The 15,854-nt window shown below is 43.5% G+C and carries 10 protein-coding genes; 5 read left to right on the plus strand and 5 right to left on the minus strand.

Going from position 1 to position 15,854, the window contains the following annotated elements; genetic code table 11:
* Positions 1-7 precede the first annotated feature (7 nt).
* Genes QEP08_RS04455 through QEP08_RS04465 form a run of 3 tightly spaced genes read left to right on the plus strand, consistent with a single transcriptional unit; the run spans position 8 to position 4,264 of the window.
* Positions 8-1,072 carry a glycoside hydrolase family 43 protein gene (locus QEP08_RS04455; protein WP_285056160.1) on the plus strand — a complete coding sequence of 355 codons (1,065 nt, stop codon included), beginning with the start codon at positions 8-10 and terminating at the stop codon, positions 1,070-1,072.
* The gene (locus QEP08_RS04460; RefSeq protein ID WP_285056162.1) at positions 1,069-3,129 is read left to right on the plus strand and encodes a family 43 glycosylhydrolase; all 2,061 of its coding nucleotides are present in this window, start codon (positions 1,069-1,071) and stop codon (positions 3,127-3,129) included. Before QEP08_RS04455 ends, QEP08_RS04460 begins: the two co-directional genes overlap by 4 nt.
* Positions 3,130-3,160: 31 nt before the next feature.
* Positions 3,161-4,264, plus strand: a complete 1,104-nt coding sequence (locus tag QEP08_RS04465; protein ID WP_285056164.1) for a glycoside hydrolase family 2 TIM barrel-domain containing protein — start codon at positions 3,161-3,163, stop codon at positions 4,262-4,264.
* 116 nt (positions 4,265-4,380) lie between these two features.
* On the opposite strand, the gene QEP08_RS04470 is transcribed toward QEP08_RS04465, so the two are convergent.
* Together QEP08_RS04470 and QEP08_RS04475 are read right to left on the minus strand one after the other, a co-directional pair.
* The gene (locus tag QEP08_RS04470; RefSeq protein ID WP_285056166.1) at positions 4,381-6,960 is read right to left on the minus strand and encodes a TonB-dependent receptor; all 2,580 of its coding nucleotides are present in this window, start codon (positions 6,958-6,960) and stop codon (positions 4,381-4,383) included.
* Positions 6,961-7,404: 444 nt separating this feature from the next.
* A complete protein-coding gene (locus QEP08_RS04475) occupies positions 7,405-11,886 on the minus strand; it encodes a beta-L-arabinofuranosidase domain-containing protein (protein ID WP_285056168.1) in 4,482 nt (1,493 codons plus the stop codon).
* A 125-nt stretch (positions 11,887-12,011) separates the two neighbouring features.
* Between QEP08_RS04475 and QEP08_RS04480 the strand changes: the two genes are divergently transcribed.
* A complete protein-coding gene (locus tag QEP08_RS04480; protein ID WP_285056169.1) occupies positions 12,012-12,989 on the plus strand; it encodes a GntR family transcriptional regulator in 978 nt (325 codons plus the stop codon).
* Here the strand turns inward: QEP08_RS04480 and QEP08_RS04485 are convergent.
* The 3 genes from QEP08_RS04485 to QEP08_RS04495 all read right to left on the minus strand — a co-directional run bounded on the left by QEP08_RS04485 (position 12,984) and on the right by QEP08_RS04495 (position 14,284).
* Positions 12,984-13,436 carry an SRPBCC family protein gene (locus QEP08_RS04485; RefSeq protein ID WP_285056170.1) on the minus strand — a complete coding sequence of 151 codons (453 nt, stop codon included), beginning with the start codon at positions 13,434-13,436 and terminating at the stop codon, positions 12,984-12,986. The two genes, QEP08_RS04480 and QEP08_RS04485, sit on opposite strands and share 6 nt — an antisense overlap.
* Positions 13,437-13,527: 91 nt before the next feature.
* A complete protein-coding gene (locus QEP08_RS04490; protein WP_285056172.1) occupies positions 13,528-13,851 on the minus strand; it encodes an ArsR/SmtB family transcription factor in 324 nt (107 codons plus the stop codon).
* Positions 13,832-14,284 (minus strand): SRPBCC family protein, encoded by a 453-nt coding sequence (locus QEP08_RS04495; protein WP_285056173.1) that lies wholly within the window; start codon positions 14,282-14,284, stop codon positions 13,832-13,834. Before QEP08_RS04495 ends, QEP08_RS04490 begins: the two co-directional genes overlap by 20 nt.
* A gap of 230 nt (positions 14,285-14,514) precedes the next feature.
* Between QEP08_RS04495 and QEP08_RS04500 the strand changes: the two genes are divergently transcribed.
* Complete coding sequence (locus tag QEP08_RS04500; protein ID WP_285056194.1) at positions 14,515-15,843, plus strand: hypothetical protein; 1,329 nt, start codon at positions 14,515-14,517, stop codon at positions 15,841-15,843.
* Positions 15,844-15,854 lie beyond the last annotated feature (11 nt).

The raw sequence follows: 15,854 nt of genomic DNA on the forward strand, positions 1-15,854 counted from the left end.
AGCCGATATGCTGATCAGAACCTTAATATTTATTCTTTTATTACAAGCCGCTGCCGGTTGCAGCAAGAGCCAGAAGAAAACAGATCCAAAAGATGACAAACCGGCTCCTGTCGTAGCTACATTTAAAAACCCGCTGCTAAGCAGCGGGCCTGATCCATGGGTGATCCAAAAGGATGGATTTTACTACTACATGAATACCCAGGGTAATAAGATTTCTATTTATAAAACAAAGGCGTTATCGCAACTGGACAAGGCAGAGGTTACAGTCGTCTATAACGCACCAGCTTCTGGGGCAGATTCCAAAAACATTTGGGCGCCTGAACTGCATTTTTTAAATAACAAGTGGTACATTTATTACACCGCCGGGTCGTCAGGTGATCTTTCGACCCAGCGGATGTTTGTTCTGGAAAATAGTGATACTGATCCTACAAAAGGAACATGGGTGGTAAAAGGACAGATTAAGGACGAGGCAGCCGATTTTTTTGCAATCGATGCAACAGTGTTTTCTAAGAATAATAAAAATTATATCATCTGGAGCGGACATATTTCAGCGACCGACAATACACAGCGCCTTTATATTGCTGACCTGGCAGATGAGCCCTGGAAAATGGCGACCCCAAGAGTGGAAATATCGGCTCCCCAGTATGATTGGGAGAAGATAGGGACACCAGATGTTAATGAAGGGCCGGAAATACTAATGAACAAAAAAGGAAATGTTTTTTTAATCTTTTCAGCCAGTGGTTGCTGGACCGATGACTATTCGCTGGGGATGGTAAGTTTAAAGGAAAATGGAGATCCGCTAAAGGCTGCAGACTGGACTAAATCCGCTCAACCTGTCTTTACCAAGAAACCTGAGAACGGAGCCTACGGGCCTGGCCATAATGGTTTTTTCAAATCGGCCGACGGAACAGAAGACTGGATCATTTACCATGCAAATCCCCGAGCCGGCCTTGCATGCAGCAATGACCGCAGTCCGAGAATGCAGAAATTTACCTGGAATCCTGACGGCACTCCAAATTTTGGTGAGCCGGTTAAAATCGATGTGGCCATCACAAAACCTTCAGGCGAATGAAAATCATGACGAATGCACTTTTGACCGTTATAGCCTGTTTGTTACTGATAACGAGCTGTGGTAAAAAGGAAGAGGCATCAAAAAAAGCACATATTCTAAGCAGTGGCAGCCATATCGAATGGGATTACAATACCCTAAAAAAAGTCTCCGGAGGCTCAACTGAACTTTATTGCGGTTATTCGCGGATGATTCAGTTACATGATCAGTCACTGCTGGCGGTTTATGAGGCCAGTGGCAATGTGGTGTGTGTCAGAAGTACAGACCTGGGGATGACCTGGTCCGCACCTGTCTCTATAGCTGTGCGCGCAGACGGTATCAATATGGCTGTTCCTGACATTCTGGAGCTCAAAGACCATTCGTTACTGGCCTGTTACAACCCCAGGCCACACGACATATCACCCTCAAGGAAATTTGCCATCAGAACAAAGAAAAGTTATGACGGAGGACTGACCTGGAAAGATGAAAGACTTCTTTATGAAGCTGGTCACGAGTTTAAGAACGGATGCTGGGAGCCCTCTGCTGTTCAGCTGCCCGATGGTGGGATACAGCTTTTTTTCGCGAATGAAGGTGATTATACCAATTCAGACGAACAGAATATCTCTCTGCTCCGATCCGCCGACAATGGGCTGACCTGGACCAGCAAGCCGGAAATTGTAAGCTTCAGGGCCGGCAAGCGCGACGGGATGCCAGTTCCGCTATTGCTGAAAAATGGGAAAGACATTGTATTTTCTATCGAGGACAATGGCTTCACAAATTTTAAACCTTACATTATCAGAAATTCCCTGGAAAACAACTGGGCCAGCATAACGGATGCCTCAAGTACCAACAGGACTTATGCCCTCACAAATAAAATCGGCGATGAACTCTATGCGGGCGCGCCTTACCTGAGACAATTGAAAACCGGAGAAACCATCTTGTCCTACCAGGGTACCGAGGGGAGGAATAACAAAATGGAATTTGCAGATATGAAAGTTGTAATAGGCGACGATCAGGCGCGCAATTTCAGCAGAAAGTCGGCGCCTTTCATTATTCCTGAAAACAAATCCTGTTTGTGGAACAGCCTATGTGTCTTAAATGACAACACCATTATTGCTGTGACCAGTACCAATGCCTATTCAGATCATACAGAAGTTTGGATGGTCAAAGGACATTTGGTTCCGGATGCTATTGCTTTGGCTGATCCAACTATATTTCTGGACAATGAGACCTATTATTTGTACGGGACGAGCAGCGACCGCGGGTTTGAAGTATACGAATCTTCAGATTTGAAAAACTGGAAAGGACCCGTCGGAAAAAATAATGGCTTTGCACTTTCAAAAGGGGATGCTTTTGGGAGCAAAGGTTTCTGGGCACCCCAGATTTTTAAGCACAACAATGTCTATTATATGGCTTACACTGCAGATGAGCAAATTGCGATTGCCAAAAGTGACAGTCCGCTTGGCCCATTCAGACAGGAAAACCCAAAGCCACTTTCCGGCATCGGCAAACAAATTGATCCATTTGTGTTTTTTGATAACGGTAAAACTTATCTATATCATGTAAAACTCAAGGAAGGCAACAGGATCTTTGTTTCAGAATTGAAACCAGATCTTTCAGATGTTGTTCCGGAGACCGCTGTGGAATGTGTCAGCGGACTTGAGCTCTGGGAGAATACAGAGAAAACACCCTGGCCGGTTACTGAAGGCCCAACGCTAATTAAACGTAATAATCTCTATTACCTGATTTACTCTGCCAATGATTTTCGAAGTAAGGATTATGCGGTAGGATACGCGACAGCAAGCTCGCCTATTGGTCCCTGGAAGAAATACACTGGCAATCCCATCATCAGCAGGGAAAAGTTAAAATACAATGGTACCGGGCATGGTGATCTGTTTAAAGATAAGTCAGGTAGTTACAGATATGTGATGCACACACACCATTCCTCGTCAAAAGTATCACCGAGATCGACAGGGCTGATTGATGTGAAATTTATAAAAAAAGATAACAAAGAAGAAGTGCTAATAGCAGACGAAACGAGTTTTAAACTCTTATATTCAGTGTCTTCAGGTGAAATGTAAATAATAAATTATAACGTAAAGAATGATAAAAATGAGAAACCTAAAAATCTATTACTTGGCGCTGTTCCTGTTTGGCTTTGCGCTCCAGGCATGTGTACAAAAACCAGGCGGGCAAACCACAGCGGCAGATCAAAAACCGCGCGACATATGGAGCGTTGAACAAGCCAATAAATGGTACGAACAATGGGGCTGGCTTCGGGGCAGTGATTTTATTCCAAGCACAGCCATCAACCAGCTCGAAATGTGGCAGAAAGAAACTTTTGATCCTGTCACAATTGACAGGGAACTGGGTTACGCAGAAGGTATTGGTATGAATTCTATGCGGGTATACCTGCACCACGCAGCTTGGCAACAAGATAAAGAAGGCTTTAAAAACAGGATGAAAGAGTATCTGGACATCGCTGATAAACACCATATCTCTACCTTGTTTGTATTGTTTGATGATTGCTGGAACCCGACCTACAAAACCGGAAAACAACCGGAACCAAAAACTGGTATTCACAATTCCGGTTGGATCAGGGATCCGGGAGACCTGTATCACCAGGATTCTACGCTTGTAGATACCCTTGAAGCTTATACAAAAGATGTGCTGACCACATTCAAAGATGACAAGCGCATTGTGCTTTGGGACCTTTATAATGAGCCCGGAAATTCAGACTATGGAAACAAAAGTATGGATCTCCTAAAACGGGTTTTTGAATGGGGCAGAACAGTGAACCCTAGTCAGCCACTTTCTGTAGGCGTTTGGAAACTTGCTTTGAAGGAACTTTCAGATTACCAGATCCAGAATTCCGATGTAACAACTTATCATAACTATGGTGATGTAAAAGATCATCAAAAATGGATAGATACTTTAAGGAGTGTGTCCAAGCGTCCGTTGATCTGTACTGAATATATGGCCAGAACAAGAGGCAGTTTGTTTAGTAACATTATGCCTATCCTGAAAAAAGAGAATATTGGCGCTTACAACTGGGGATTGGTAGCAGGAAAAACCAATACAATCTATGCCTGGAATAATCCTATGCCGGGTGGCGGAGAGCCCAAGCCTTGGTTCCATGATATATTCAGAAAAGACGGGACGCCATACAGACAAGCTGAAGTGGACTCAATCAAAATGCTTACAGGGAAAAAATAGCTCAGAGACATTCAGCAACAATTAAAACAAAAAAGGCCTGCAAGTCATATGATTTGCGGGCCTTTTTTACTGGTTTTAATACCAAAATATTTAAATCTCGCTTAACTCAAATAATCTTAATAAGTAAAGCGTAGTGTAGCTCCAAAAGTTCTTGGATCACCAAGTACGCCTGCATACAGACCTGAGTTTCCTGCTGCGGCTTGCAGCTGTTCGAAATAATTAGTTTTTCCAATATTCCTGCTCCATCCATATATAGAGATTTTATCTGATTTGAATCCGATTCTGCCGTTAAACAAGGTATAGCCTTCCACATTCAGCACTTTTGATGGTGTCGGATTTGAAGAGTATTCTGAGCGGTAGCTAAAATCACTCGCTACAAACCATCTGCCATCTCTGGTGCCCACTTTACCTGGAATACTAAATTCAGCACCACCGGAAGTGTTCCATTTCGAGATGCCCGGCAATCTGCCTCCTGAAGCATCTTTAAATGCCACCTGTGTAGCCACATTATTTACAAGTTCAGTATGACCAGTCTCTTCCAATGGAAGCGGTGCATTGGTGAATTTGTCATATTCGCCATCAAGATAAGCTACTGCAGCATTCAAACTCAGGAATCTTCCCAATTGGTAGGTTCCATCGATTTCCAGTCCTTTTACGATCACCTTTTCAGCATTGGCAAGATAGCCCCTGTTTACACCTAATTGGGGTGACTGTACATTCGTCTGGTAATCTTTAATGTCAGTTTGAAAGGCGGTGATGTTTAAAATGGCACCTTTCACAGGTTTGGTTTTTGCACCTATCTCATAGTGCTGAACGTATTCCGGTTTCACCACAGCAAGCGAAAGATCAGCTTCTCCCGTTGCAGTAGTCGGCAAACCACCTACATTCACACCAACTGGTTTGTAGGCAGTAGAGAAAGTACCATACACGTTTAATTTGATAGTAGGGCGATAGGATAGGGTGAGGTTACCTGATAGATTCTTGTTGTCTGTACTGGTGTTGAATTTTTGATTGGCATAAACAGCAGCTTTGAGTGCTAATAAGGCAGCGTCAGAAGTTTGAAGGCCTCCATAGGTTGTCCTGTCATAATCCACATCTTTTTTATCATAAGTAAACCTCAAACCGGGTAATACATGCAGGTGCTCAATAAATTCCCAATCGGCCTGTGCAAAAATCGCAGCACTTAATGATTTGATCGTCGAATTGGTTTTGATACCGTAACCATCTAATAAACCAGGAGTTGAATATCCTGCCTGAGCACCTGTGGCAGAAGTCTGCACAAATCTCCATTGATCTTTACCTACTTCTTCGGTTTGGGAAAGACCTTTTAGATTTTGTGCAAGGACAAATACACCAATTACCCCGCTTAATTTCTCTGTGAGGTTACCGGCATACCTCACCTCTTGCGAATATTGATCATGGCGGGAGTTCCCCTGAGATTTGGTCAGAGCAGAGAATTCTGAGAAATCCCTGTCATTTGTTGGGTCCCAATTCCAGAATCTCCATGCTGTAGTAGAGGTCAATGTTCCATTACCAATTTTGTAATCTATGTTTGCAGATACTCCACCGATAGATTGGTTTTGTTTCCAGGGTGTGTTGGTATAGATCTTTCTTGAAAAAGGATCTACTTTAGGCTGCTGGTAGCCCAGGTCAGTAATGATTTTAGCGTATTGACGATAAGCGCTTCTCTCTGTTGGAGTGATACCTGCAACTACAAGCGGATAACCGGCCGGATGCTGGAAACTCACGTCACCACTTAATAATACCTGCAACTTCTCCGTAGGGGTGTAATATAACTGACCTTTTAAACCGAGGTTATTTTGACCGCTGTATTTGCGTTCTTCTATTACGTTAGTGATCGTACCGTCTCTCTGCGTGCCCGATAGGGACAACTTTGCAGCGAGATTTTTTGCTATAGCTCCGGAAACTGAGGCTTTCGCCTGTATAAAATTATAATTGCCGACACTAAATTCCGCTTTTGCCGTTGGCACCAGGGTCGGCTTTGTTGTGGTGATGTTAAATGCACCGGCTGTGGTGTTTTTACCAAACAATGTTCCCTGAGGGCCGCGCAAAACTTCTATCCGCTCGATATCAAGGAAATCTGTAGAAGTAGCAGCAGGACGGGCCTGGTAAACTCCATCTACATAAAAGCCAACCCCTGGATCGATACCGTCGTTGGTCAAACCAAATGTTGACCCAAGACCCCTGATGTTGAGCGTGGTGTTACGTGCATTTGATGCATACAGCTGCACCGAAGGAACCAGCTCTTTTAAGCGGTTGACATTAAAAGCACCGGCATTCTCTGCGGCCTGACCACCGATTACGGTGATCGCAATTGGTACATCCTGTAAAACCTCTGAACGTCTTCTTGAGGTAACAACGATCTCATCAAGATCCGCGTTTTCAACCAGGGTAAATTCCAAAGGAGTATCCTGAAATTTTAAAACCTGGAAATCCTGTGGTTTATAGCCAACAGAACTGACCTGAAGATAAAACGGCGGTTCTTGTTTTGTGCTGATGCTAAACGCACCATTGTCATCTGCACTTACAGAGATTTTTGTGCCTCTGATCAATACGGTTGCATTGGGTACAGGAACGCCATTGGCTCCTTTAATGATACCTGTTACCGTGTTCTGGGCAAAAGCAAGGCTTGCCGAGAGCAAAAGTGAAAAGAGGATAAGTAATTTTTTTTTCATGATTTTATTTGACATTATTTGATTATTGGTTATGCGCAATTGTCTTGTCTTATGCGCGTTGATTTTTATTGTTGGGGAATGCTCAGCGAAAAAATCGCATAGACTACCCATATGGACATTTTTCAATATCCTTTTATAGTTTTTCAAGTCTTCAGGGATTTATAGCTGTTGACCTCGAAGGATCACTACCCAGCTTGCATCAACAACAACAACAATAGTCCGGAAGGAAGATCATTTCTTCGTCAGATGCGGTTGTTTTAATTTTAATAAGATATGAATCTGGTCTCATTTTATTCAGATTGTCAACAATTGTTTGTGATGCAAATATACTATTATTTTCAATAATTAAAATTAAATCTATAGAAATAGTAGTCTATTGGTTTTTTACCTAAAAACCCTGCAATTTTAGTTGCAGGGCGTTAAACGTTCCAGTGAAAAATCCAATTATCTGATGAACTTAATTATCGTGTACGAATGCGGGGGAAAGTTGTAATCGGGAACATCGCCGTTCAGTATAATTTTTGATGTGATACTCTTATGTTTCTCAGGTTCTTCCGGAGTGTTCCTGGAGTCCAGTGTGCCGGAAATCGCAAGAACCTCGGTTTCTGCTTTTCTTCCTTCAAATCCGGTAAGCTCAATACTAGTATGCAAGGCATCGCTTCCGGTGTTCACGACATGCAGCATCAGAATTTTACCATCTTCACTGCGCGTCGCTGTTACATCAAGTGGCCCGTCAACGTCAGTTTGCACCCGCAAGGGTAAATGCTGCTCAGCCTGCATTTTTTGCGAATAAAAAGGGGGCATACCCCATACCTGGTCTGCGGTAAAAAAGACCTGGCCCTGGTCCCAGTCATTGTCGTTTTGCCGGTAAGGCTGCAATGCATTGGCCGGGCTTGAAGTGAGCACCGATTCGCTGTGTCTTCTAATGGCGTTGAGGTTAGTGGCGTGTCCAAGTGCCCGTTGTATGTCGTGCCTGCTGCCATTTTCTTCAAAAACGGCGATCTTCATTCTGGTTTGCGGGTCCCATTGCTTTAGTTGCCCAAGCATTTCGGCTAGCTGTTTGTCGGTATACAGTCCAGACTTCGGATCATCACCACCTACATGCAAATCCCAGTAATCAGCTTTACCATTTAGTTCCCGGAAAACATATTCCATATTTGGCGACCCCGGACGCCACCAGGCGGCATTCACAAATTTCAAAGTGCTGTCTTTTTGCTTCATCGCGCTATACAATACATTGAAACGCTGTACGTACTCCTCATAAGCTTTTTTGCTATCACCGTTAAAGATGACTTCTTCGTTGCCAATCTCAATGTATTTCACGCCATAAGGCTTAGGGTGCCCGTTTGCGGCACGTTTTGCGCCCCAAGGGGTAGACACATCCCCGTTGAGATATTCCACCATATCGGCCATGTCTTCGGGCGTTTCGTAAATATTGACGGCAAAGCAAGGGATTATGCCTGTTACTTCACAATATTTCAGGAACTCTTCAATACCGAAACCATTGGTAGTGTAATGGTTCCAGTGTCCACGGTAAGGGGGGCGCTTGTCGGGATCCCCAATCATGTTTTTAAATTTGTATTCTGGAGAATTGACCATTGTGCCGGCATAGCGGAGAAACGTCAGGCCCTGAGCCACCAGCATATTGCCAATGTCTGCCCTTATTGGCAAGCCCTTAAACTGTTCTTTGCCAGTGCCCGTTAACACCACCTGGTCAATCCAGAGTTTGCCTCTCGAACTGACATAAATGGCTAGCCTTGCATGAAGATCGGTGGTATTTGCAGTAAGTGTGAAGGGGAATTTTTTCCAGGATGTACCAATGCCGGTGAGTTGCTTTACTGCATAGGTCCTGCGGCCGTCTGCGCTTTCTAATGCTACGCTTACAGGACCTGAAAATTGTTGTGACTTTAAGTAGACTCTGCCACTTAGAGGCTGATTCCTGCGCACTGCAATGCCCCAGCGGTTCAAGCCCCGGTTAGCAATGCCGGCTTTTCCCATATTGTTTAATGTTATGGTTTGTGAGTTTTTACCATTATAGGCTGTTTTGTTGTCCAGCTCAAAGCTCGCCTTTGCCGAAACAGTACGGATGATATCCCAGTTGTAGCTCAACTGCTCATTGGCACCGTTGACAAGCGGGGCCAGTTCGGTTTCTCCGTTTTCCTCTATGGTAACATTTCTGAATGCCACTGCTGACCGCCAGGTGCGTAAGCCTATCTTTCCTTTAAGCAGGGGGCTGTGGTCGTCTGTAAAGGAAAGCACTGGCTGACCGTTCAGATATACGTCGATTTTTGATCCGTTGAGCGACACGCTTACTTTATTCCATGCCTGGGGATCAAAACTTACCGCTGCTTCTTTTAGCTGTTCGAAATTCTGACGGTGCTTACCTGCCATTATGCTCTTGCCATTCCTGTTCAAGCTGATCTCATAGCCATCAAAAGCATCGTTACCCACACCTGCATTGGCCACCCGCACCAAAAGGGCAGCACTTTCACCCTTTCCCGTAAATTTCATCTCTACAGCAACTGTACAATTGGCCATATCCCTGGATTCATAAACCAGCTTGGCACTGTGATCTGGCTCCACACCGATCGGGTGTATACCATTCATCCTGACATCACTGGTTGTATTTCTGCCGGGGATGATGGCAACTGCACCGTCATTTGCAGTCCAATAACCAGTATATCTCCGCCATTGGTTATAATTTACACCTGTTGAAGGTTCTTCAAAGCTTTCGCCAAATATACGCTGGTCGTAAAAGCCACCGTAAATTTCGTGATTCACATCTTCAATGTTAGAACCGTAAATGAGCGGACTGATCTTGTTTTCAACCTTTCTGCCATTTACCTTAATACGGGAAGTCTGAGGGACAGGCAGCCAGACTTTATAACCTTTTGCCTCCCGGTTTCCGACGGCGTAGTATGGGATTGCAGTAAATGTTTTACCGGAAATGGTTTTGCCGGTGACCACATTCACACCTTTTAACAGATCGTTCCGGTATTGCAATTGCAATGCCGCCGTAGTATCAATCTGCAGCTGCGCAAAGTCATTGTTATCTGCAGCTTCAAGACTATAAACGATAGGTCCGGAAGCTATGGTAACACTATTTCTCAAATCTTTTACTTGAGCATTGGCAGTAACGAAACGTGGTTTCATTGGTAGCTGCAGTTCTACATGGTCACCTTTTTTCCATTTACGGTTGATTACAGCATAACCGTTATACACTACTGCTTGCGCAGGAGTGCCGTTTACAAAAAGACTATAGGATGAGCGCAGATCGGAACGGTAAAGGTCATACGGATTTTCTTTTCCCTTTGCCCATCCGGGAATACGCAAACTTAAACTAAAAGTGGATTGTTTCTCAGGATCTACGCTTACTATAATTTTTCCCTCCCATGGATAATTGGTTTTCTGAGAAATGGCTACAGATGTTTTATTGGCCAGCTGGATATTAGCGGTGCTGCCGATGAACATATTCACAAATAAATGGTCTCCAGAGGATGCATAGATGTAGTTGGGCAGTTCAGATACCATTTTCAGGAACATCGGTGGGCAGCATGGGCAGGAATGCCATGCCCATCTCGAGTGGTCGTGTGCGTTGAGTGGGTTTTGGTAAGTATATTTATCGCCAGATAATGAAATGCCAGTCAGTACGTTATTGTACAGCACCCGCTCAAACTCATCCACATACTTGCCATCTCCGGTAAGTTCATTCATACGCTGGCTAAAGAAACCCGCACCTACAGCCGCACAAGTTTCCAGATAGGCATCAGTAGGGAGGTAATAATCCGGCCCGAATTTCTCATCAATGGCACCAACACCACCAGTTACAAACATGCGGCGGCCTACCATATTGTCCCACAGCCGATCTGCTGTTTGTATGTACTGAGGATCATGGTTTTCCAAGGCAACAGCTGCAATGCCTGTTGCCAAAAGCGTGGCACGCACTGCATGGCCTTCAATTGTCTTCTGTTTGAAAACCGATATAGAATCCTGTGCGTAATCGCCCCAGGATGGCCTGGTAGCGCTGGTTACAGTCCCTTCTTTATATTTTTGGTCCTTGATCCATTTTTCTGATTTGTCATTGCCCCAGGTTTGCCAAAGCGGATAGTTAATGTGATTGCCGCGGTTTTCAATCCAGAACCTTACGAGCTGATAGTAGTCCTGCTCATGTACCGGAAAATTCATTTTCTTTTTGAGCTCAGGGTTGTCCCTGTACAACCTGTACAACTTCATGACTGCCTCTTCAGGGCCGGAATGAGCTGGCACAATATTCCTTTTGGGGACTGGTCCCATTAGACTGCTCATGTGATTTGCGAACCGGGTGGCTACATTCAGCAGCTTGGTTTTGCCAGTAGCTTTGTAATAATGAACACCTGCCTCTATGAGCATACCGGCATTGTAAACATCATGCTGGTACCGCAAAAGACCACCGTTGTCTCCCCAGCGATGAGTGGGTTCCATGAGGTCGGTATAAGTGTTAAGATATCCCTCAGGATCTGCTTGCTGGGCGGCATAAATGCGGTCTATATATCCATCCAGGCGCACTTGTAATACTGGATCAGGACGCTGACCTACCAGGTCACCAATACCGCGGATGCTCTCATAGATCAGGCCATCAAACCAGGGCAGGCCCGCATGACCGCCGGTTCCTTTCTTTCCCTCGGTAATCTTGTCGAAATTCTCAAAAACATTGTTGTTTTTCTGTTCTTTTGAAGGCAGGTGCTGCCCTTCAAATTTATTCAGTACATCATTTGCGGTTGTAGTGCTCCAGAGCTTAAATCTTGGGCTCCAGAAGGCATCATCTATTCGTGCTCTAACGCTTTGAGTAAGCTGAACTCCCGGGTTGCTCTGGGAGGTTTGGGCTATGCAGTTGGTGAATACGGCTGTAGTAATGCTAACAGACATCAGGAAATGGTACTTCTTCATTTTGTGTGATTTGGTGTTCAAATATATAAATATTTCGTAACTGGTACGAACTGGTATGATTTTTTATATTTTTCTTACCAAGTTTGATTGCTGAGTGACTATATTTGCCTTGCAATACATCAAGCGTGAGAGAAAATAAATCAAAATATAAACTTGTAGTAAGCCACGTCGTTGACAGAATAAGCACGGAAGAATACAAGAATGGCGACAGAATACCCTCTATCAATGATTTCAGAACGGAGTATGGCCTGTCGCGCGATACCGTATTTGCAGGATTGCGTGAACTGATGTCCAGGGGGATTATCGCTTCAAATCACGGAGTTGGTTATTTTGTGAAAAGTACCAAAATACAAGCCGGACGTCATATATTCTTGCTTTTCAATGAATTCAATGAATTTAAGGAAGATCTTTTTAACTCTTTTATGGACTCGTCCGGAAGCGGTGTAACAGTTGATTTATATTTCCATAACTACAACCGAAAGGTCTTTGAAACACTGATCAACGACGCCAACAACAAGTATACGGATTACATCATCATGTCGGGAAAGTTTCAGGGGATTGAACCATTACTGGAAACATTATCTGGCAGGGTATTTTTACTGGATCATTTTCATCCAGAACTAAAGGGGAAATATTCATCGGTGGCCCAGAACTTTGAGACAGACACCTATGAAGCTTTGGAATCGGCTATCGAACTGATCCGTAAATATAAGTGCATTTATATGGTGCAAAAAGAGGAGAAGGAACCGCTGGAGCGTTATGATGGCCTTAAAGCCTTTTGCAACCGGTATGGATTTGACCATGACTATCTTTCAGTAACCGTGAAAAGGAAAATAGAAAAAGGCGACTTATTTATTGTTGTTAAAGACCGGGACCTCGTGGATCTGCTGAAACAGGCAGCTCTTCAGCAACTTACCACGGGTACCGATTTTGGGATCATATCTTATAACGATACACCACTTAAAGAGCTCCTGGCAGGTGGGATTACAACACTTTCTACTGATTTTAAGCTGATGGGGAAGACGATGGCAGACCTTATCAAAACAAAATCGATTTCTATAGTTGAAAATCCCTGGACATTAAATATCAGGCGATCATTATGAACCTGCCAAAAGTAGCTGTTGTCCCTTACCTGTAGTAATCAAACTAAATAAGCTTTGCTGAATAAGCTGGCTCCATGAATTTGAGCAGCTTTCAAAACATTCAATTTCGGGAACCAGACCCAGGTGAGAAAAGCGAAGCCTGGTTTTTTTACCCTCCTCAGAGATTTCAAAGCTGATTGTTGTGCCCGTCCATTCGCTATTATCCTCTGTATAGTTAATTTGGCTTTCAATAACAAGCCATACTACTTTTTGATCCGGAATCATATCAACTATTCTTTGCTTTGAAAAATGAAATTCTTTATAACGATAAGTGAACTCGTCGTTTAGTTTTTCAGTACTTCCTTTAATTTCTCCTGACCACCAATTCTCAGGGTGGTTTACGGCATCAAAAACTTCTTTCGGGGTTTGATCTACCAATATTGTAGTTGTAAAATCATTTATTTTCATCTTGATCTTTATTTGGATATTTAATGTTTAATTTTCCATTTATCGTCAGCCCGACATTAAATCTGAATTGATTGTCCGGCACCCGGTAAACTCAATTGTGCCGTTTGTTATTTAATAAGTTTTCTAATTTTTTCAGTTTCGAGGTCCAGAATTCGTCGAAGTAAGAGATCCATGCCTGCAGTTCTTCAAATCCGTCCTTCTGTAGCGTGCAGTATCGTTCACGGCCGATGTCCTGAATGGAAATGAAACCTGCTGTTTCCAGTATTTTGACATGTTTAGAGACGGCAGGTCGACTCATCTCGAAATTTTCTGCCAGGTTATTGATGGTCAGGCTGTCAGCAGAGAGCAGCATCAGCATCTTTCGCCTGCTCGGGTCTCCGATCACTTGGAATGCGTCAAGCGTTGGTATTGCCATGATCTCGCTCATTTAAAAGTTTCTCAATGTTGTGAAGTTTTTCGGCCCATCCGTGATTCAGGCCATCGTAAAATGCCAGGTTCTCTTTTTTCGCAAAACCGCGATGCTCCAGGAAAAGCTGGGTTCCCTTTTCAACTGGCTGCAGTTTCCATTCAACAACGGAATCAAGTGTAATTTCTCCCTCACCCGGGCCGCTGCCCCATGAATAGGAAAGTTTTTTAAATGGAACGATCTCTAATACTTTACAGTAGAAGATCCCGTCAAAATCCAGGCTTGGTATCGGACCTGTCCTGAATTGGAACTCGACGCCGGTAATGGGCTGAAAATTGTTTTTCATAAGCCACAGCTCCATCAATTCTGGTCTTGTCAGATATTCCCAAACTATCTCAGGCGGATGCGGGAAGGAAAATTGGTGTTTAATAATTTTTGCCATAATGAGTAACTTTAGAGTTACTCAAATATATAAGTAACCTGTGAGTTACGCAAATTATTTTTAAAAAAATAAATATCTTGTCCGTCTATGGCTTTACAAGTCAATATAGTATTGGTAAATCATTAGGTAGTATAGGTATTTAATGAACATTTCAAATAGTTTTGAATAATACAATAAGTCAATCGGAGGGAAATGCTGATTGGCCTATTAACTTTTGAAACCAAATAACCATGCTAAGATTTAGACTGCTAATATTACTGAATCTTTCATTCGCGACCGGTATGTTTGCCCAGCATAAATCAGGTGTCATTACGAATGAAGACTTCTTATTTCTTGAAGAAATTACAAAAGCCGTACTGGATACTTCGAGAATTCATCCCGGGCAGGCACTTCCGGCGCCATATGGCAGGAACAATACCGGAGGTATATTAATTCGGCCGGGCGGTAGGGATACCTATCCTTCATTCTGGATTAGGGATTATGCAATGTCGCTTGAGACGGGTTTCGTGAGCAAGGCTGAGCAAAAACATATGCTTTTGCTTACCGCTTCTACGCAATGTGACCAGACGTGGATCACACGGGGCGGAAGCATGGTGCCGTTTGGAGCCATTGCTGATCACATCAGGGTAGATGACCTAAAACCTATTTTTTTCCCCGGCACCTACGATTACGAAGCTCAGGGTACTAACGAATTCGGGACTTTCCCAGCCTATTGTGATCAGTTTTATTTTATCCATATGGCCGATTATTATTTTAAGCAAACGTCGGATCTTTCGCTGTTGTCAAAGGAAATAAATGGAATTCGTCTGATCGATCGTCTGGAAATTGCTTTTAAAACATTGCCGGCCAGGAGGGATAATGAGATTGTTTATACAACTGATGCTTTCAGAGGCGTTGATTTTGGTTTTAGAGACGCCATAGCCATTACCGGCGACTTAAGCTATTCATCTATATTGAAATACCGCGCTGCCAATCAGCTTTCGGCCATGTTTAGCAGATTGAAAAATAAAATAAAGGCAGCTCATTACAAAGATATTGCGGTAAAAATAAAAGCAGCGATGCCCAGGTTTCTGGATAAAAATGGTATGTTAACAGCCTCTGATGGCCGAAGCAGGCAACCTGATGTGTGGGCCACAGCATTTGCTATTTACCTGGATGTTCTAGAAGGTGAAGATGTGTTAAAGGCGGCCAGGCATCTGGAGGCGGCCTATAAAAATGGAACGCTTGCCTACAAAGGCAGTATCAGACATATTATCAAAGACGAAGATTTTAATCAAAATACTGCATGGGAGACCGCAATTGTAGGTAAAAATCAATATCAGAATGGTGCGTATTGGGGTACGCCAACTGGCTGGGTAAGTTACGCCATTGCCAAAGTCAATAAACAAACAGCAGCCAAACTCATCAAGGAATACATTAATGAACTTAGGGAAAATGACTTTAGAAAAGGAAGTAATTTTAATGCGCCATATGAGTGTTTTTACCCTGGAGGATATACCCGGGGGCCGGTTTATTTAACCACGGTTGCCTGTCCATACATTGTTCTTCGTTCATTTTAATCAATTTAGCT

Origin of the sequence: Pedobacter ginsengisoli (assembly GCF_030244015.1) — a bacterium.
GTDB classification, from domain to species: Bacteria; Bacteroidota; Bacteroidia; order Sphingobacteriales; family Sphingobacteriaceae; genus Pedobacter; species Pedobacter ginsengisoli.

What these genes read in the sequence shown, in the direction of transcription:
- QEP08_RS04455 (WP_285056160.1), top strand. Translation starts at nt 8, where the DNA reads ATGCTGATCAGAACCTTAATATTTATTCTTTTATTACAAGCCGCTGCC.
- QEP08_RS04460 (WP_285056162.1), top strand. Translation starts at nt 1,069, where the DNA reads ATGAAAATCATGACGAATGCACTTTTGACCGTTATAGCCTGTTTGTTA.
- QEP08_RS04465 (WP_285056164.1), top strand. Translation starts at nt 3,161, where the DNA reads ATGAGAAACCTAAAAATCTATTACTTGGCGCTGTTCCTGTTTGGCTTT.
- QEP08_RS04470 (WP_285056166.1), bottom strand. Translation starts at nt 6,960, where the DNA reads ATGAAAAAAAAATTACTTATCCTCTTTTCACTTTTGCTCTCGGCAAGC.
- QEP08_RS04475 (WP_285056168.1), bottom strand. Translation starts at nt 11,886, where the DNA reads ATGAAGAAGTACCATTTCCTGATGTCTGTTAGCATTACTACAGCCGTA.
- QEP08_RS04485 (WP_285056170.1), bottom strand. Translation starts at nt 13,436, where the DNA reads ATGAAAATAAATGATTTTACAACTACAATATTGGTAGATCAAACCCCG.
- QEP08_RS04490 (WP_285056172.1), bottom strand. Translation starts at nt 13,851, where the DNA reads ATGGCAATACCAACGCTTGACGCATTCCAAGTGATCGGAGACCCGAGC.
- QEP08_RS04495 (WP_285056173.1), bottom strand. Translation starts at nt 14,284, where the DNA reads ATGGCAAAAATTATTAAACACCAATTTTCCTTCCCGCATCCGCCTGAG.
- QEP08_RS04500 (WP_285056194.1), top strand. Translation starts at nt 14,515, where the DNA reads ATGCTAAGATTTAGACTGCTAATATTACTGAATCTTTCATTCGCGACC.